Origin of the sequence: [Erwinia] mediterraneensis (assembly GCF_900604315.1) — a bacterium.
GTDB lineage: Bacteria > Pseudomonadota > Gammaproteobacteria > Enterobacterales > Enterobacteriaceae > Pantoea > Pantoea mediterraneensis_A.
The window spans coordinates 15,513-34,075 of sequence record NZ_LR026979.1 but is presented as its reverse complement, the minus strand read 5'-3'; the positions used below and the strand labels follow the sequence as shown (position 1 = coordinate 34,075).

General features: G+C 51.9%; 15 protein-coding genes. 9 read left to right on the top strand and 6 right to left on the bottom strand.

What is annotated here, in order from left to right:
- Nucleotides 1–31: 31 nt before the first annotated feature.
- Both E0E17_RS18450 and E0E17_RS18445 read right to left on the bottom strand, forming a co-directional pair.
- The gene (locus tag E0E17_RS18450; RefSeq protein WP_130835636.1) at nucleotides 32–859 is read right to left on the bottom strand and encodes an MBL fold metallo-hydrolase; all 828 of its coding nucleotides are present in this window, start codon (nucleotides 857–859) and stop codon (nucleotides 32–34) included.
- Between the two features lie 197 nt (nucleotides 860–1,056).
- Nucleotides 1,057–3,081 carry an acyltransferase family protein gene (locus E0E17_RS18445; RefSeq protein WP_130835635.1) on the bottom strand — a complete coding sequence of 675 codons (2,025 nt, stop codon included), beginning with the start codon at nucleotides 3,079–3,081 and terminating at the stop codon, nucleotides 1,057–1,059.
- A 640-nt stretch (nucleotides 3,082–3,721) separates the two neighbouring features.
- On the opposite strand from E0E17_RS18445, the gene E0E17_RS18440 reads away from it, so the two are divergent.
- The gene (locus E0E17_RS18440) at nucleotides 3,722–5,065 is read left to right on the top strand and encodes an MFS transporter (protein WP_130835634.1); all 1,344 of its coding nucleotides are present in this window, start codon (nucleotides 3,722–3,724) and stop codon (nucleotides 5,063–5,065) included.
- A 60-nt stretch (nucleotides 5,066–5,125) separates the two neighbouring features.
- Here the strand turns inward: E0E17_RS18440 and E0E17_RS18435 are convergent, their stop codons facing one another.
- Nucleotides 5,126–5,986 carry a DMT family transporter gene (locus E0E17_RS18435; RefSeq protein WP_130835633.1) on the bottom strand — a complete coding sequence of 287 codons (861 nt, stop codon included), beginning with the start codon at nucleotides 5,984–5,986 and terminating at the stop codon, nucleotides 5,126–5,128.
- Nucleotides 5,987–6,673: 687 nt separating this feature from the next.
- Here E0E17_RS18435 and E0E17_RS18430 point away from each other — a divergent pair.
- From E0E17_RS18430 to E0E17_RS20655, 7 genes are all read left to right on the top strand, one after another.
- Nucleotides 6,674–7,465 (top strand): IclR family transcriptional regulator, encoded by a 792-nt coding sequence (locus E0E17_RS18430; protein WP_130835632.1) that lies wholly within the window; start codon nucleotides 6,674–6,676, stop codon nucleotides 7,463–7,465.
- Nucleotides 7,466–7,486: 21 nt separating this feature from the next.
- On the top strand, nucleotides 7,487–8,242 hold the full coding sequence (locus E0E17_RS18425) for a transporter substrate-binding domain-containing protein (protein ID WP_207302102.1): 756 nt from the start codon (nucleotides 7,487–7,489) through the stop codon (nucleotides 8,240–8,242).
- 31 nt (nucleotides 8,243–8,273) lie between these two features.
- Complete coding sequence (locus E0E17_RS18420; protein WP_207302101.1) at nucleotides 8,274–8,948, top strand: amino acid ABC transporter permease; 675 nt, start codon at nucleotides 8,274–8,276, stop codon at nucleotides 8,946–8,948.
- Nucleotides 8,948–9,724, top strand: coding sequence for an amino acid ABC transporter ATP-binding protein (locus tag E0E17_RS18415; protein ID WP_130835631.1), 777 nt, complete (start codon nucleotides 8,948–8,950; stop codon nucleotides 9,722–9,724). Before E0E17_RS18420 ends, E0E17_RS18415 begins: the two co-directional genes overlap by 1 nt.
- 27 nt (nucleotides 9,725–9,751) lie before the next feature.
- A complete protein-coding gene (locus E0E17_RS18410; RefSeq protein WP_130835630.1) occupies nucleotides 9,752–11,143 on the top strand; it encodes a formimidoylglutamate deiminase in 1,392 nt (463 codons plus the stop codon).
- A 2-nt stretch (nucleotides 11,144–11,145) separates the two neighbouring features.
- Complete coding sequence (gene hutG / locus E0E17_RS18405; RefSeq protein WP_130835629.1) at nucleotides 11,146–11,961, top strand: N-formylglutamate deformylase; 816 nt, start codon at nucleotides 11,146–11,148, stop codon at nucleotides 11,959–11,961.
- Between the two features lie 184 nt (nucleotides 11,962–12,145).
- Nucleotides 12,146–12,367 carry a hypothetical protein gene (locus tag E0E17_RS20655; protein ID WP_439654642.1) on the top strand — a complete coding sequence of 74 codons (222 nt, stop codon included), beginning with the start codon at nucleotides 12,146–12,148 and terminating at the stop codon, nucleotides 12,365–12,367.
- Nucleotides 12,368–12,423: 56 nt separating this feature from the next.
- Here E0E17_RS20655 and E0E17_RS18395 read toward each other — a convergent pair whose 3' ends face one another.
- Nucleotides 12,424–13,311, bottom strand: coding sequence for an SDR family oxidoreductase (locus tag E0E17_RS18395; protein WP_130835628.1), 888 nt, complete (start codon nucleotides 13,309–13,311; stop codon nucleotides 12,424–12,426).
- A gap of 123 nt (nucleotides 13,312–13,434) precedes the next feature.
- Here E0E17_RS18395 and E0E17_RS18390 point away from each other — a divergent pair, with 123 nt between their 5' ends.
- On the top strand, nucleotides 13,435–14,349 hold the full coding sequence (locus tag E0E17_RS18390; RefSeq protein ID WP_130835627.1) for an AraC family transcriptional regulator: 915 nt from the start codon (nucleotides 13,435–13,437) through the stop codon (nucleotides 14,347–14,349).
- 118 nt (nucleotides 14,350–14,467) lie between these two features.
- On the opposite strand, the gene E0E17_RS18385 is transcribed toward E0E17_RS18390, so the two are convergent.
- Nucleotides 14,468–16,072 (bottom strand): methyl-accepting chemotaxis protein, encoded by a 1,605-nt coding sequence (locus E0E17_RS18385; protein ID WP_237680840.1) that lies wholly within the window; start codon nucleotides 16,070–16,072, stop codon nucleotides 14,468–14,470.
- A gap of 415 nt (nucleotides 16,073–16,487) precedes the next feature.
- On the bottom strand, nucleotides 16,488–18,563 hold the full coding sequence (gene glgX / locus E0E17_RS18380) for a glycogen debranching protein GlgX (protein ID WP_130835626.1): 2,076 nt from the start codon (nucleotides 18,561–18,563) through the stop codon (nucleotides 16,488–16,490).

Below are 18,563 nucleotides of genomic sequence, written 5' to 3'. Positions count from 1 at the left end.
GGAGAGGGAGTCGCCCCTCTGGCGTTGGGCTTCAGGTGAAACGCCATTCAAAACCCTCGCCGTGACGGATAACGTATCCGGCTGAGCTGCCAGCAAAATGGGAGCTGAACCACAGCGCCTGATGGCTGGCGGCCCACTCCAGCGCCCAGCGTCTTTGCCCTTCAGCCTGCCGGGGGTTTTCACAGAAGCAAGATGCCAGCTGTGGCTGACTGATCTGAATTTCATGGTGCATCAGGTCGCCGCTAAAGAGAGCATATTCTCCGCCGCTGTGCAAAATAACAGAGGCATGGTCATGACTGTGCCCTGGCGTTGGCACATAGCGCAGCACGCCAGCGAACACCGGTTCGCTGTATATATCGATAGTTTCCAGTTGACCCGCTTTTATGACCGGCGTCAGGCTGTCGGCCATAATGGTGGCGCGTGCCGGATCCTGCTGCCAGCGCGCCAGCCCGATATCGGAACAGTAATAACGGGCTCGTGGAAACAGCGGTTGCCACTGCCCTTCATGCCAGTGGGTATTCCAGCCAACATGATCGCCATGTAAGTGGGTCATCAGTACCAGATCAACCTCAGCGGGATTAACACCCACTTCATGTAGACGCTGCTCATAAGGCGTGTTCAGCTGGTGAAACAGCGGAGCTCCTGGCCGATCGCGCCCATTGCCGGTTGCGGTATCAATTACGATTAATTTATCTGACGTGCGCACAATCCAGCTGTGCATTGATAAAGCAATCTGTGCCGGTACGGCTTCGTTCAGCGGCTGATGGGGATAAAGTACAGAGGCTGGCAACGTTGCTTCCTGCTCGGTGATTTTAAACACCTCGCAATGACCAACCCGATAATGTAAGGAGTCTGCCATGATCGCTCCTGAAAGGGATAGTATCTTGCGGAATATATCGCTATCTATTAGTACTGTCATTGACTGATATAAGAACAGTAGCTGCTAAAAGAAATCATACCAATTTTATTGTAGCCACATTAAAAGGCCTTCTTTTGAAGGCCAAAACTGAAAGAAACTGAAGTTTCTTACCCGTTTTTTCTTCTTGCTTTCTGCCTTTAACGGAGTGGGTTTCCAAACTTCTCCAGATAACTATAACCGTAGTTGTAAGAGGCATAATCAGTGATATGCCCAACATCACGATAAACTGGTAGAGTGCCAATCATAGTTTCACAGTGTTTCCGTGTGCATTGTACATCTTTAGGATCAATGTAGAGCAGGGTTGGATACTCTTGTTGTAATTTTTCAAAAAATGCATAAGTCCATTTGTCTTCTGCCTCTTGTAATACTGGTATACCGCAGGTGCTTTCCTTAACAGGTGTTTGAGTAATTGCCATATGGCGTAAGCATCCCTGATAACCTGGAGGCATAGTTGAGATGGTTTTTATTATGACTGGGCGAGCCCCTGATGCTTCAATAATGTCCAAAGCATCCCTCATTGCTTTTTGCATACGTTTTTTTGACAAAATGTCTGATCGCTCGTCAGATAGTTTATTAATAAGGTGTGGCCCTCTGGCATATTGAGACCATACTTCTCCCAGAATGACATAATCATAATGATTCTGGGTAATTAATTCATAATAATGTTTTGCATTGTCATGACAGCGCCTGTAAGCGATATTTTTATAGGTCCACCAATCAAACTGGTAAATTCCTGGCAAAGCCAGGCAAGACGGTGTGCTCAATGCAGTAATTCGGATATGAGCATCCTTTCCCAAAACATCAAAGAAACCCCAAAAATGATTAGAGTTAGAATCACCAATCAATAACGACGACTTTTTGGCAGATAAATCACCAAGCTGGCATTTGTTTGGATCCTGAATATCACCCAGGCATTGCTCGCGATCTTTTGCCCTTTCTTCATATTTTTTCAGGGTTAAATAGTTTTCATTGTATTGTTCGCTGATGCGTTGTGGAAAGCCAGCATTTTTCTTAACGAAAGGATAAGTGAAGCTAAAAATAATAGCAGGTAAAAATATTAATAGCATCACTGAATACTTCAATGGATAACGTACTCGACGCATTGGCTTTTCGATGAGATAGTAACTCAAAAGCGATAATGAGATTACTGCAAGGAATGCCATATAGAGAGGTTTACCTTCAAGTGTATAATCCATATAACGGCAGAAGGAAAAAACAGGCCAGTGCCATAAGTAAAGCGAATAAGAAATTTTGCCAATAAACACCAAAATTCTCTGGGATAATAAGGAAGTAATAATTCTTTCTTTATGGCTGCCAGAAAACAAGATTACTGCAGAGGCTACCACAACTAACACAGTCAAAAGGTCTGGGTAGGTTTCAATGACAGCATGTTGCATAGAGATAGCAGCTAACAGGCAGAGCGACAACGTGCTTAGCGTGCTTAATATTGCCATATTTGGTCGGCAGAATAAACGACTAAGAAAAAAAGTTGTTCCGCCTGCCAAAAATTCAAACAGACGAGTTGTAAGAAAGTAGTAAGCTTCTCCTGGTTTTTTCTGGGCTATCATCAGTGATATCACTCCGAAAATAATAGTGATTACAAACAGGGATGATATAAAGGATGTTTGTTTTACTGTGATTTTGTGATTTGATTTGATATAAGAGGATGCTTTATAACCAATATAGACAGTCAGTGAAATGATAAAATACCATTGCCACTCAATTGCCAGGGACCAGGTATGTAACAATAGGAATAAATCGCTTTCTGGTGATGCGTAAGTCGCCGTTTGTCGCGAGAAATATTGGTTAGAGAGGAAAATTGCATTGTATTTTGCGCTGTGCAAGAAAGTAATAAAATCTTGAGGCAAAAAGTAAAAAGCCGCCAATATCAAAGTAAAAGTTGACATCACAATTAAAGCGGGCTGAATACGCCATAAACGATGTACGAAAAAGGCAGTGAGAGAAAATTTATTTTTTTTAATCTGATTGTTCGTTATACTGGTCATTAAATAGCCAGAGATTACGAAGAAAATATCTACACCAATAAATCCAGATGGTAGAAGCGAGATTCCTGCATGGAAAATAATAACGGCTATGACAGCCAGGGCGCGGAGCCCATCGATATCCTTTCGGTAAGGGATTGAAGAGTTTTTTGATAGCATAAGAAGATATGAATTAGCTTAAAATTGCATTATAATTACAATGACTATAATGTAAATTTAATTTTGATTTTTTCTTACATACTTTGTCAATTCTCTGTTTTTAAGGTTTATAGTTGTGTCGCTTACGCTGTTTTTACCTTTAACTTGATAATGGCGGCTTAATACGGCAGTTGCCGAAAAAGTAAGGTGACTGCTAATTTGTGGCTGGCAGGTTGCAGTAGTGTAAAGACAGACGTGATAATTTAAGGTGCAATACGCATGCTAAACCCAGGGCTATTTTCTCATTGCAAGCATCAGCAGTATCCCGGAAATTCATCGTTGAATGACAATACGTTTATAGTCAGCATAAATTCACAACTATATGCAGCTGCCGTTCTCCTTAAGAGGTCAGCGTCCAACGATTAACGCTTTATGATATCTTACTTTAAACCTCTTCAAACTGGTAGATCCTCATTCCGGGGCTTTCTGATTAGCTTCAACATGAAGCTTTCAATGTCCCGTCTTATAAGGCTTTGCCAATTCTATTTTGAAGACAAAAAAGTTTCCTCTGCCAGTTTTTAACTACCCTGTGATCCTCTTCGCAACAAAATGTTAAGCTTACTTGTATGGTAGTAGGATTAAACCAGGATGGATTGACGTTATGACCCTGACTTCCAGTACCCTTTCAGCCCGGGCTGAAACAGAAAATACTTCGGTGATTAAACGGGTTGCCAGTGCTTCTGCCATAGGCACAGCGGCGGAATATTACGATTTTTTCGCTTATGGAACGGCGGCCGTGCTGTTTTTTGGCCATCTGTTTTTCCCCAGCGATAATCCTTTAATCAGTACGCTGGCCGCGTTTGCCACCTATGCCGTGGGTTTTCTGGCGCGTCCGGTGGGCGGTATTATTTTCGGTCATATTGGCGATAAAGTAGGCCGTAAAAAAGCCCTTGTCGCCACGATACTGATTGTCGGGCTGGGCACATTTTGTATCGGTCTGCTGCCCACCTATGAAAAAATCGGTATCTGGGCACCGATCTTGCTGATCGCTATCCGCCTGTTGCAGGGCTTTGGTGTGGGTGGCGAACAGGCGGGGGCGGTATTAATGACGGCGGAGTATGCTCAACCAGCACGGCGCGGCTTTTTTGCCAGCTGGGTACAGATCGGGGCACCCGTGGGCTTCCTGCTGCCGCTTGCGCTGTTCGCCTTGCTGAATATGTTGCTTTCACCTGAAGAGATGATGGGGTGGGGCTGGCGTATCCCTTTCCTGCTCAGTGCATTGCTTGTTATTGTGGGGCTGTTTATCCGCCTGCGGGTGGATGAGTCGCCGGTTTTTGCCGAAATTCGCGCCACTAAAGCCGCAGAATCCCGTCCTTTAAAAGAAGTTATTCAGGCACATCCGCGCATTGTGATGAGTGGCATCGCGGCGAAACTGATCGAAGCCTGCGCCTTTGCCTTATTTACCGTGATTATTCTGGCCTGGGGCAAGGCGAATCAGCTCGATTCATCCATTCTGATGAACAGCATGATTGTCGCAGTGATCCTGGAAGTGCTTGCAATCCCGTTGATGGGGGCGCTTTCTGACCGGATAGGGCGCAAGCCGGTCTATCTGATGGGAACGTTACTGCTTGTTCTCGCCATTATTCCTTTCTTTCTTGCCCTTTCACAAAATAGCTACTGGCTGACGCAGATTGCGATGATCGTCGCCCTGACGCTCGGTCACAGCATGTGTTATGCGCCTCAGGCCGCCTGGTTCCCGGAGCTGTTCCCGACGCATATTCGCTGCAGCGGTATTGCCGTTATCTGGCAAATCGGTTCTCTGATTGGCAGCGGCATTCTGGGACTGGTTGCGGTTAAAATTCTTCAGGCCACTGACGGGCACTGGTATGGCCTGGCGATCTATGTTGCCGTCCTTGGCGTGATCTCTGTGGTCGGGTTGTTGTTGCTGCCGGAAACGGCACCGCAACGCCGACAGGAGGAGTACCAGCAATGGCAGCGGCACTAAGCCTTGCCTGAAATCAGCGGCTGACACGCCCCAACGCACCTCTGTTGGGGCCTTCCTGGCTTAGCGACGTGGCGTACGAAACACCATCATAATGCCAAGCAGGATCATCACCATACCGGCAATACCTGACCAGGGAAGTCGGTTCCCCAGCAACAGATAATCCAGGACGGCAGTAATCACCGGAACCAGATAAAACAGGCTGGTCACGTTAACGATACTGCCAGCGCTGAGCAATCGGTAAAGCAGCAACTGGGCGACCACAGAAATCAGTAAGCCAAGAAACAGCACCGAGATAATAAACCCGGCGTTAATATTAACGTGAAAAGACCCGAGAGGAAAAAACAACAGGCACAACACCAGGCTGACACCGTACTGCAACGGGAGCACGTCGGCAGGGGTTTGCTGATTTTTCTTCTGCATGATAGCGCCGAAGGTCATGAAAAGCAGTGCGGCAAGGGCAAATAAAATGCCTGCGGCAGGCAAGTGTGATGCTGACAGGCTGCGCCAGACCAGTAATATCAGACCTGAAAGGGCGAGCAGCAAACCCGGCAACCGGGAACCCTGCATTCTGCGCTCAACGAGACAGAGTGTCAGAATGGGCTGTATTCCCATGATGGTGGCGATAAGACCAGGCATAACGCCATACGCCATTGCCTGGAAATAGCAGACGGAATATCCCCCGATTAACATCAACCCCGTCAGTGCAACCTGTTTTCGGGTTCCCTTCTGTGGTAACCAGCGACTGCGGAAACAGCCGATCAGGAGCAGGGCACTTAACGCGATGGCAAACCGGAAAACAAGCAGGGCAAAAGGCGAAGCATTGTCCAGACCAAGACGGGAAAAAATAGCTGCGCTGCCCCAGAGCAGAACAAAAACTGATGTTGCGCCCTGCGAAGCGAGCGTAGTGGTATTGAGACGCATGAAAATCTCCGGAAATCCTGAATCAGTGATTCACTGGCACGGTACGCACCACGTTATTTATTGCGCGCCAGCGGTTTAAACGGCGCCCTGTCAGCAGGACGCGATTTCGGGAGAAGGGGGCGGGGGACAATGTATGGCGAAAAAGCGATATATTGGCTGCGCAGTACCCTCTGCCCGGAAAAGGACATCAGAATTAAACTGCACATCAGTCACAATGGTCATCGCGCTTTTCGTCTGTGTTTTTAATCAGATAAATTAACTTATCAAACTGGCCAGAGGTTGTCAGCTGTTTCGTTGCATTTTAGCGCTGAGGTTGTTAATTGCTGACGAGAACCCGTAGTGCCCTTGCTGACGCTCAGAACCACCCGCAGAGGGCCATTTAGCGTCTTTTTTATTTCCACTGATCTTACCCGCTTAACGCCGGGGTCAGAACAGAGGCCTGTCATCCCTGAAGACTCCCTCCTGAGCCATCATTGTGCATTTTATGCACCGTTTTGACGTTTCTGCACCCTGAAAGGGCACCGGAATAGAGCCCGATAACCCGCACATTTTTTCACCACAGATAAAAAAATGGGCGCATATGTTTGTTTTTAAAAATATTCCCGCAGAATGGGAATAAATTTCCTGTGACATGGCACAGTCGCTGCTTGTATAAAAATATAACGGTGCGACAAAAATGAGCTCAGCATGACTCACAGCAAACATGAAAAGCATGATGCGGTAGAACCCGTGGCGACCTCAGAACGTGTCCTCCTGGTGCTGCGTTTAGTGGCCAGCTACGGCCATCCGGTCAGTGCCAGTGAGCTGATGGCCGCGTCAGGCCTGACCAAAAGTACGCTCTATCGTCTGTTGGCCTCATTACGGCGCTGGGGATTTATTCTGGAAGTTGACAAACTCTACGCGCCGGGACCGGCCTGTTTACAGTTGTCCCTTAATTTCGACGCCGTGACGCTGCTGGCGCAACACGCCCAGGAGGCGATGCAGATGTTGCTTGAGCAGACCAACGAAACCGTTGCGGTAACGGTGGCGATGCAGCGTGAAGCGGTTTGCATTAGCATGCTTGAACCGCGTCAGTCTTTACGCTGTTCTTTTGAAAAAGGACGCAGCCTGCCTTTACACCGTGGCGCTACCGCCAAATGTTTATTAGCACACCTTGCGCCTGCGATCAGTCAGCAAATCCTGACCTCAACCTACCCGGATATGTTTGTCCGTGCCGAACGCCAGCAGGAGCTGGAAACCATCCGGCAGCAGGGCTACGCCTGCAGTGACAGCGAAGTGGATGAAGGCGTCTGGGGCGTCAGCGTACCTTTGTTGACCCGGGAGCGTTATTTACTGGGTGCGCTGAGTCTGATGGCACCTTCGTTACGTGCGGCAAACCGCCAACAGGCGCTGATCGAGGCGACCAGGGCAGCCGCTGAACATATTCATAACAGTCTGAACACCACCTTTTTATCCGCCAGCCCGGCTTTCCATTGTTAATTTTGACCAGAGGAACTGAGCATGAAGTCAGCTATTAAATCTACCGCTAAAAACGCGTTGTTTCTGATGAGTTTATTGACACTGCCAGCGATGGGTATTGCCGCCGGAGCCCCTATCAGAGCCGTTACTGACGCCACTTTTCCGCCGATGGAATTTATCGAAAACCAGAAGATGGTCGGATTTGATATTGAACTGACTGAAGCGATTGCAAAGAAACTGGATCGCCCGGTGCAATGGACCAATGTCGATTTTAAAGGCCTTATCCCCAGCCTGACGGCAGGGCGCGCCGACATTGCGGTCTCAGGCATCTATATCACGCCGGAACGCGCTCAGGTGGTCAATTTTACGCAGCCGTATCTGGCGGGTGGCCTGGTGGCGATGGTGAAAGAAGGGAATAACAGCATCAATGCCCCTGCTGACTTAAGCGGCAAGAAAGTGAGCGTGCAAACAGGTACGAAATCGGTGGAATGGTTGCGCACTAACATGCCAGAGGTGCAAAGGGTTGAGGTCGAGAAAAACCAGCAGATGTTCAACCTGGTCAGTATTGGTCGTGTTGACGCTGCCGTCACTGGAAAGCCGGCGGCTTTCCAGTACGCCAGAACGCGCGGTGGGGTGAAAATCCTGCCGGAGTCGCTGACCACTGAGGAATACGGTATTGCGGTGCGCAAAGATCAGTCCTCTCTGGTCACGGAGATGAACACGGCGCTGGAACAGCTCAAAGCAGACGGCACCTGGCAGCAACTGGTTGATAAGTGGTTCCCGACCCAGGCGAACTGATCCCTGATTATCGTGGGTTATTACAGGACATATGATGAGTTTTGATCTCGATTTTGCGCCGGTGCTGGCCAGCAGCGATGCGCTGCTGGCGGGAACGCTGGTGACGATAGAAATTACGCTGCTGGCGTTGCTGCTGGGTTGTCTGCTGGGCCTGGGAATTGGGGTCGCAAGGATTAACCCGCAGCGACGCGTGGTTTACACGCTGTTTAATGCTTACGTGGCGCTGATCCGGGGTACGCCCCTGCTGGTGCAGCTCTTCATCTGGTATTACGGCCTGCCGCGCTTAGGGGTGATGCTGCCTTCCTTTTTTTGTGGCGTGATCGGGCTGGGGCTTTACTCATCCGCTTACATCTCTGAGATCGTGCGCGGCGCCATTCTCTCGGTCGAACGCGGACAGAATGAGGCCGCGCGCTCGCTGGGTATGTCGTCCCGGCAGGCAATGGTGAAAATCATTCTGCCGCAGGCGCTGGTGAGAATGCTGCCGCCGCTGGGCAACGAGTTTATCGCGCTGATTAAAAACTCTGCGCTGGTATCACTGATCACTATTCACGATGTGATGCAGCAGGGCAATACCATTATCAGCAACACCTATCGTGATCTGGAAACCTACCTGGTTATTGCAGTGATCTATTTTGTCCTCACCGGGATCACCGTGTTTGCGCTACGTCATTTTGAAAAACGTCATCATCAGCGGGGAGTCCAGTAATGACACAGCCCGATACGCACATCCTTCCCCGGATCAGTATCCGTGATTTACATAAAAGCTTTGGCAGCAACAAAGTCCTCGATGGCATCGACTTTGATGTGCTGCCTGGTCAGGTCATTGTTGTCATTGGTCCCAGCGGCTCAGGAAAAAGCACTTTCTTACGCTGCTGTAATGGCCTGGAGCTTCCCGAACGCGGCGATATTACCCTGTGTGGAAAGCCTTTAATCCGTGACGGTAAACCGCTGCCTGAAAAGCAGCTTAATGAATTACGTAAAGAAGTGGGCATGGTTTTTCAGTCATTTAACCTGTTTCCCCATCTTTCGGTGCTGGAAAACCTGTGCGTGGCGCCGGTAATGCTGCGCAACATCGATAAAGCCAGCGCACAACGCAACGCTCTGTCACTGCTGGAAAAGGTCGGTTTAAGCAGCAAGGCTCATGCTATGCCGGGAAACCTCTCTGGCGGCCAGAAGCAACGTGTTGCCATCAGCCGTGCTCTGGCGATGTCGCCTTCGGTGATGTTATTTGATGAACCGACCTCAGCGCTCGATCCGGAGCTGGTCGGCGAGGTGCTGCAGGTGATGAAAATGCTGGCGCGCGAAGGGATGACCATGATGGTGGTAACGCATGAAATGGGGTTTGCGCGAGAAGTGGCTGATGTAGTGGTGGTAATGGATGGCGGCGGTATTGTTGAAGCGGGCCCGCCGCAACAGATCTTCAGCGCGCCGCAAAGCGAACGTACCCGTCAGTTTCTGAACGCCGTATTAACCCGACAATAGTGCCAGTGGCCAAACAGAGAACTATTTATGACAACTAACCAGCTTTTTGCCCGGCAGGTGTGGCTTGAACAGGGATGGCAAGCGGATGTGCTGATTACCTGGAATGAGGAAGGGATGATCACCGACGTCTCCAGTGGCCAACAGCCAGCTGCGGACGTAGCCTGTGCTGACTGGCTGCTGCCGGGAATGCCAAATCTGCATTCACACGCTTTTCAGCGCGTATTTGCCGGATTAACGGAGTTTCGTCAGCACCAGGCCGACAGCTTCTGGAGCTGGCGCAAGCTGATGTATGCCTTTGCCCGCCAAATCACTCCGGAACAGCTGGAAGTGATTGCCTGTCAGCTTTATCAGGAAATGCTGGAAGCAGGCTATACCTCCGTCTGTGAATTCCATTATGTGCACCATCAACCGGACGGTCAGTTTTATCCTGATCCCATGGCCATGAGCCAGGCGTTGCTGCGCGCAGCGCAAAAAACGGGTATGGGGATGACGCTGTTACCGGTGCTGTATCAAAACAGCGGCTTTGGCAGCCTGCCGCCCGAGGAACACCAGCGTCGCTTTACCCACTCGGCAGACGCGTTTCTCGCGCTGTGGCAACAACTCTATCCCTTATGTCGTGCCGCTGGTGTGAAGCTGGGCATCGCGCCGCATTCCCTTCGTGCCGTGACTCCTGCGGATCTGCATCAGCTGCTGGCGCAGATCCATGCCATCGATCCCAGCGCACCGGTACACATTCATGTCTCCGAGCAGATAAAAGAGGTGGAAGATTGCCTGGCCTGGAGCGGCAAAAGACCGGTCGCGTGGTTACTGGATAACTTTGCAGTGGATGCCCGCTGGTGTCTGATCCATGCCACCCATATGGATGATCGTGAATATCAACGTGCCGCAGCCAGCGGCGCCGTGATTGGTTTGTGCCCGACGACGGAAGCCAACCTGGGCGATGGCATCTTCGACTTCGTACAGTGGCAACGCCACAACGGGCGCTGGGGCATTGGCTCGGACAGCCATATTGCGGTGAATGCGGCTGAGGAGTTACTGCAACTCGAATATTCTCAGCGCTTACTGCATCGTCAACGTAATCTCTGCTGCGATGCGCAGGAGCCCGATGTCGCCAGCTATCTTTATCGCCAGGCGTTACAGGGAGGCGCACAGGCTTCAGGACGACCAATTGCCGGGATCCAGTGCCAGCAGCGTGCCGATTTTGTGGAGCTGGATGGCAACCACCCCGTGCTTGCCGGCCTGAATCCACAGGCAATTCTTGCGGCGCATCTGTTTGCCAGTTCACGCCAGTCTGCCATCCGTCGCGTCTGGACGGCAGGCAAGCTGCGTAAAGACGCCGGTGTGGCCGCACAAGATGCAAACAGCACAGGCATCGCCGCCGTGCGTAAAAGGGTGCTTTCGACCCTGACTCAGGAGTAACCATGTCTGAATCCAGTGATTATATTTTCTCCCGTGGCACAAAGCCGCTGTTGATCACCATGCCGCATACGGGAACCGCCGTACCGCCAGATATTGCGCAACGGCTGACACCGGAAGCGCAGGGTGTACCTGATACCGACTGGCATATTGAAAAGCTGTATGCTTTTGCTCATGCCATGGGGGCGTCGGTGCTGCAGGCTACCTGGTCGCGTTATGTGGTGGATTTAAACCGCCCGCCGGACGATCAATCCCTTTATCCGGGACAGGCCACCACCGGTTTATGCCCGGTGACGCGCTTTGATGGCGGGGCCGTCTATCTGGCGGGCGCTGAGCCCTCTGCGGCAGAAATAGCGGCGCGCCGTGAGCGTTACTGGCAACCCTGGCATGACAAACTGGCAGCCACGCTGGTCGAGCTGCGTCAGCAGTTTCCCGCCGTGGTTCTGTGGGACGCGCATTCGATCCGTTCAGTACTGCCGCAATTCTTTGAGGGGAAACTACCGGATTTCAGTATCGGTACCAACAAGGGGGGCAGCTGCAGCCCTGAATTCCAGAAACGCATCGCTGATATTGCACGCGCCAGTGCGCCCTTCACAGCGGTCGAAAACGGCAGATATAAAGGTGGTTACATCACCCGTCATTACGGTGCGCCCGCACAGGGTATCCATGCGATTCAGATGGAGCTGACACAAAGCGCCTATATGACAGAAGCGCCCCCCTGGCCGTGGAGCGCCAGTCAGGCAGCCGATCTGCAGAAACCCCTGACGGCGATGTTAGAGTGCGCGCTGGCATTTGCCGAACAACAGTCAGAACGCGGCTAACTACCCCCTGACGGCAGACAAAAGGATGTGCGGAAACATCTGCACAGCCACCTGCTCTCCTCCTGTGGGAAATTGATGAAGATAGCCTGAGCGAAGGTTTACGCGACACCCTGTTTCGACTCTGTCAGGAGGGATTCAATAATATCATCAGACATGCCAACGCGAGCCGGGTGGTGATGCGCGGATGGCAACAAGAGGAGAGCCTGCAGGTATTATCACTGACAACGGCTGTGGTTTAGCGGGCGAATACAGCCGCCAGGGATTTGACCTGACCGGTTGGGTGGGCATTATCGCCGCTCTGGATACGGCCGCAATCAGCTGTATCAGCCTGATGGCGATTGTTGCGGTAGTGGAAGAGCGTAAAATTAGCTATGAAAAACAACGGAGTACGTTAAAAGCTGCATAAAGAAAACGAAACAGAAACCCGGCCTCGCGCCGGGTTTTTGGTTTATGGTCTGCCGGTTAGCGGTAGCGCATCTGCTCAAGATCGGCAATCAGCGAAGGTCCCTGCGGTTGCCAGCCCAGCAGTTGCTGCGTCAGCAAACTGCTGGCGGACATATCATGGCTGATAAAGCTGTTAAGCCAGCCAAAATGTGCCGTTGCCTGTTCCGCCGTCAGGCTAACCGCAGGGATACCCAGTCCGCGACCGGTTACTTCAGCCAGGGCACGCAGCGCAATACCTTCTTCCGCCACCGCATGATAGCGCCTGCCCGGGTCCGACTGCTCCAGCGCCAGGCGATAAAGACGCGCCGCATCACTGATATGTACTGCTGACCAGCGGTTAAGCCCGTCCTCCCGGTAAGCGGAAATGCCGGTTTGTCTGGCCAGCTGGATCAGTTCACTGATGAGTCCCTGTTTCAGCGTATTATGCACCTGCGGCAGGCGCACCACCGATACCCTGACGCCGCGTTGCGCCACCGCGTCAGCGGCTAATTCTGTCGCTTTACGCGGGATTAAGCTGTCAGCATTAAAATACGCTTCCGTAGCAGGCGCGCCGTTGCCGCGTGACCCGAGTATCACGCCCGACGTCACAATGAAAGGACGGTCCGATCCCTCAAGCGCTGCGCCCATCGCCTCGATCGCCTGCCGGTCCTGCTCACAACTTTCCCGGAAGCGGGAGAAGTCATGATTGAAGCCGGTATGAATTATGCCATCCGCCAGCGCTGCACCACGTTGCAGGCTGGCAATATCCGTCAGATCACCCTGATGGACAGCGGCGCCAGAAGAGATCAGCTGTTGCGCACTGGCTTGCGTACGGGCAAGTCCCACCACCTGATGCCCGGCGTTGATAAGCTCACGTACAACCGCGGAACCGACAAACCCGGTCGCGCCGGTAACAAAAATACGCATGATATGGCCCCCGTTACAGTAAGAGACAGCTTTTGCTGCCTGTTGTCGGGGACTGTAAACACTGTCAGTGAGACGAACAATGTTCTATAGTCGCGTTTTCTGGTTCATTCGTCTGGAAATGCTATGGATCCACTCTCAGGCGTACTGGCATTACTGAAACCGCAGAGTTATGTCTCTGGCGGCGTTGCTATCGCACACCACAGGGCGATTCAGTGGCCACAACATGCGGGCATTAAATGTTATGCCGTAGTCAACGGGCAATGCTGGCTAACGGTGTCAGGTATTGAGCAGCCGCTGCTGCTGACCGCAGGCGAGTGTTATCTGCTGCCGCCGGGACCCGCCTTCTGTCTGGCGACAGATTTGCAGGCAGCGCCAGAGGACTTCACGCAGCTGCGTGACCGCCTGGCCAGTGACAAAGACAATGCGGGCTGTTTTCTGGTCGGCGGCCACTTTATGCTGACCGGGTATCCTGCCGATCTTCTGCTGGATTCGCTGCCGCCGGTGGTTCATATCCAGAAGATGGCAGATAAGAGGATTATGCGCTGGTCGCTGGAGCGCATGGCGGAAGAGGTGCGCAATCCCCAGCCGGGCAGCACGCTGATTATTCAGCAGCTGGCTTATATGTTGCTGGTACAGGCGCTGCGCCTGTATATCAGCGATCAGGATAACAGTGGTAAAGGATGGCTCTTCGCCCTGGCTGATAAACAGTTAAGCTGCGCAATCAGCGCTATGCAGAGCGATCCCGGTTATCCCTGGACGCTGGCATCACTGGCGAAATATGCCGGCATGTCACGCTCGATCTTTGCGCTGCGCTTTCGGCAGATTGTGGGTATGCCGCCTGTGGAATATCTGACGCGCTGGCGCATGTTGCTGGCAAAAGAGCGGCTGGAAAATACCGCCGATTCTCTCTCACAGATAGCAACTACTCTGGGTTATGAATCTGAGAGCGCCTTTGGCAAGGCGTTTAAACGTGTTACCGGCACTACGCCGGGTCAGTATGGCCGCAGATCAAAACGCGTCCCTGATAACCGGCCATAACGTTTGCAGGGAGCAGTGTCCCGCGCAGTGCGCGGGACACGGGGTTAAAAGGTTTCCCGGTTGGCGTTACTGGTTGTCGTCAGGACGAGGTCCGCTTTTTTCGCTGTCCGCGGCGCCTTTACGGGCTCCGCTTTTTCTCTGCCTGGGGCAGGTCATGGGTATCCAGCAGCGTGAAGGTCTTGATGCTTTCCAGAAGAATGCGTACCTGCTCTTTCAGCGAGCCGGTAGCGGCGGAGGACTCTTTCACCAGCGAGGCGTTCTGCTGAGTGGTGGTGTCAATCTGGCCCATCGCCACATTGATCTGGCTGATGCCGTCACTCTGCTCGGTGCTGGCGCGGGCGATCTCATCCACCAGCTGCTGTACCTGAGCGACTTTTTCAACAATATCCTGCATCTCTTTGTCCGCATCGTTCACCACTTGACGACCACCGGTGATTTTATTGATAGTGGTGCCAGTAATGTCGCGGATCTCTTTTGCTGAGGTGGAACTGCGCTGCGCCAGGGTGCGCACCTCACCGGCCACTACCGCAAAGTCACGACCCTGCTCGCCAGCACGGGCCGCTTCCACGGCGGCGTTGAGCGCCAGGATATTGGTCTGGAAGGCGATACCTTCAATCACGGTGATGATATCGGTCATCTTCTGCGCTGCCGCATTAATGTCCTGCATGCGGGAAGATACATCGTGCATGCGTCGGCTGTTACTGCTGATCACTTCACCGGCTTCGCTGAACAGATCGTTCACACGATGGGCGTTCTGGGCCGTGTTTTTAATGGTCGACGTCAGCTGCTCCAGGGTGGCGGCGGTTTCTTCCACGCTGGCGGCCTGCTCTTCGGTGCGGGAAGCCAGGTCGCGGTTCCCGGCATCGATATCATCAGAAGCGAAGGCGATGCTCTCCGCGCCGCTGTGCACCTTGCTGACCGTGGTGCCCAGCGCACGCACCATCTCTTTCAGGGAGTGCATCAACTGGCCGAGTTCATCGCGGGAATGTACTTGCACATCGACCCTCAGGTCGCCAGCGGAAACTTTTCCTGCAACATCAACAGTTCTGGCCTTTGGCTGAGTAATGCTGCGCGTAATAAACCAGGCGATCAGGGTGCCCGGCACAATACTGGTAATAATGAAGATGATAATTATCATTTGTGAGGTGTATGAATCCTTACTGACTTTTTTGTATTTTTCATCAATAAGTTTCATTTGATAATCAGCCATCGCCTGAAGGGTTTTGCTGTATTCGCCGGTAGCCGGATAAAATTTTCCCTGCAGGAAATTCCCTGTCTGTTCATACATTCCCTTTTTCGCCAGTTCCAGACCTTCCGTCCGTAATGCGCGATATTTCTGACGAGCTGCCAGTGCAGCGTTCAACAAACGTTTACCCTCGGCAAGCTGCAATAAAGGGCTGAGTTTTTCAAAGACTTCTGTCGCTTTTGCCGTCTCCTGATCCATGACCGTAATAACTTCAGCGCGAAGCTGTGGGTCAGTGGTGCTCATAGCAAGACCATTATTTTTATCAATGATACTGCTCCATTCTCCGGCCAGGCGTTCCTTTTTGAGCTGCCAGGTGATCATATCATCAACGCTTTGTTCATTACCCCGGGTTAACCAGAATGCACTGCTTCCCATCATCACAAGCAGTAGCAGAACGAGTGCGAACCCGGCGCCCAACCGTGATCCAACACTCAGATTATTTATTTTTATTATTACTCCTAAAGAATCTTCTGACATGCCACAGGATATGCAGGTGAAAATTACAGGCACGTTATGGGATAAGCGATTTCTCCTCACGAAGAGTAATGTCGGAGAATTAACGGTTTTCTGTATGCTAATTAAAAGAAATTCAACAATGCAGGTTTTAATGATTTTTTAATATTTTAGTGTGGTATTTAAATTGCGGGCGAGTGAAATGTATCGGTGGATAACACTGCATACATGAGTCTTTCTGGTGTAATATAAAATAAAAAATAAAATGACCATGAAAGTTACGTAAATGAACAAATGCAATGCGGTTAAATACCTCCAGGTAATCAATTTGCAAAAATGTCACCCCAGGGTAGGAATAACGCGTCGCTTTTTCAATATATAAAAAGCGACGCGTGATTTAGGTTATTAAAATATCAATCTTAACTTCTCTTTTTTGCGCTCAGGGTCTCCGGAACAGGGCAATACTGCGACCCTCCAGATCGAAATCTTTTTCCCGCGTAATGACGATACCCTGGTTAGCAGTATCCGAGGTGGTGAGCTCAAGTACCCAGCCCCCTTCGCCAAACTGCGGAATGCGGAACGGCACATTGCCCTCGAACGGATTAAACAGGATCAGTACATCGTGCCAGACGCCTTCTTCCTGTTGAAGATCCGCACGGCTCAGGTAAACGCCCAGCGTTGAGCCCTCATCCCACTGCTCCGGTTGCTGGAAGCCGCCGCCAGCATTAAACCACTTGATATCCATGCCATCGCGCCAGCTTTCACGCCGCAGGAGCGGTTGTTCAGCGCGTAACCGGATAACCTGCCGGGTAAACTCACGCAGCGCCTCGCTGGAGGCGGGCAGATCGTCCCAGTGAATCCAGGAGATCTCGCTATCCTGACAATAACCGTTGTTGTTACCCATCTGGCTGCGGCCAAATTCATCGCCCGCCAGCAGCATTGGCGTACCGTGGGAAAAGAGGATAGTCGCGAGGAAGTTACGTTTCTGCCGCTCACGTACCGCATTAATGCCTTCATCTTCGGTGGGGCCTTCAGCACCATAGTTGTAAGAGCGGTTATCGTTATGGCCGTCGTTATTATCTTCGCCGTTGGCCTCGTTATGTTTCTCATTGTACGAGACCAGATCGTTGAGCGTGAAGCCGTCATGGGCAGTGATAAAGTTGACGCTGGCCCAGGGGCGGCGGCCACGCAGATCGTACAGATCGCCGGAACCGAGCAGGCGGGCAGCAAAATCGGTGGAAACGTTGTTGCCCTTCCAGTATTCACGCACCGTGTCGCGATACTGGTCGTTCCACTCCGCCCAGCCGGGCGGGAAGCCGCCTACCTGATAGCCTCCCGGACCGATATCCCAGGGTTCGCCGATCAGCTTCAGGCGCGAAAGCAGGGGATCCTGCATCATCGCATCGAAAAAGCCGCCGCGCTGATCGAAGCCCTGTGGCTCGCGTCCCAGAATGGTGCCAAGGTCGAAACGGAAGCCATCGATATGCATCGACTCGGCCCAGTAACGCAGCGAATCCATGATCATCTGCAGGACCCGCGGATGCGAGGTATTCACGGTGTTGCCGGTACCGGTATCGTTGATGTAATAACGGTGTTGGCCCGGCATGGTGCGGTAATAGGAAAAGTTATCGATGCCTTTGAAGGAGAGCGTCGGGCCAAGCTCATTACCTTCCGCCGTGTGGTTGTAAACCACGTCGAGGATGACCTCAATGCCCGCATTATGAAATGCCCGCACCATGTCACGAAAGCCCTGAATACCGCGCGGGCCGTAATAGCGTGAAGCGGGCGCGAAGAAGCCGAGCGTGTTATAACCCCAGAAATTTTTCAGCCCCTTATCAAGCAGATGCTGATCGTCCGGGAACCAGTGCACCGGCAGCAGTTCCACCGAAGTGATGCCCAGGCTCTTGATATAATCTACGGTTGCCTTGTGACCCATGCCGTCAAAGGTGCCGCGTAGCTCCGGAGGCAGGGCGGAATTGAGCTGGGTAAACCCTTTGACATGGGTTTCATAGATCACCGTATTCGGCCACGGAATCTCCGGGCGGTTTTTGTCCTGCCAGTCATATTCATAAGGATCGATCACCCGACACTTTGGCGTAAAAGGTGCGCTGTCGCGGGTGTCGAAAGTCAGATCTTTATCTTCATGCAGCAGGTCGTAAGCAAAGTGCGCCTCGTTCCAGTCGATATCGCCTGCCAGCTCACGCGCATAGGGGTCAATCAGCAGTTTATTGGGATTGAAACGATGACCGTTTTCCGGATCATAGGGGCCGTGCACGCGAAAACCGTACAGTGCGCCGGGCAACAGGCCTGGCACGTAACCATGCCAGACTTCGTGGGTATATTCCGGCAGATCCAGTCTGGCGATCTCGTGCTGGCCGCTCGGGTCGTAAAGGCAAAGCTCAACGCGTTCCGCATGCGCAGAAAAGAGGGCGAAGTTAACCCCTTCGCCATCAAAATTCGCACCCAGAAGATGGCTATACCCCGCCGTAATTTCAAAAGGTTTACCGTTTGACAT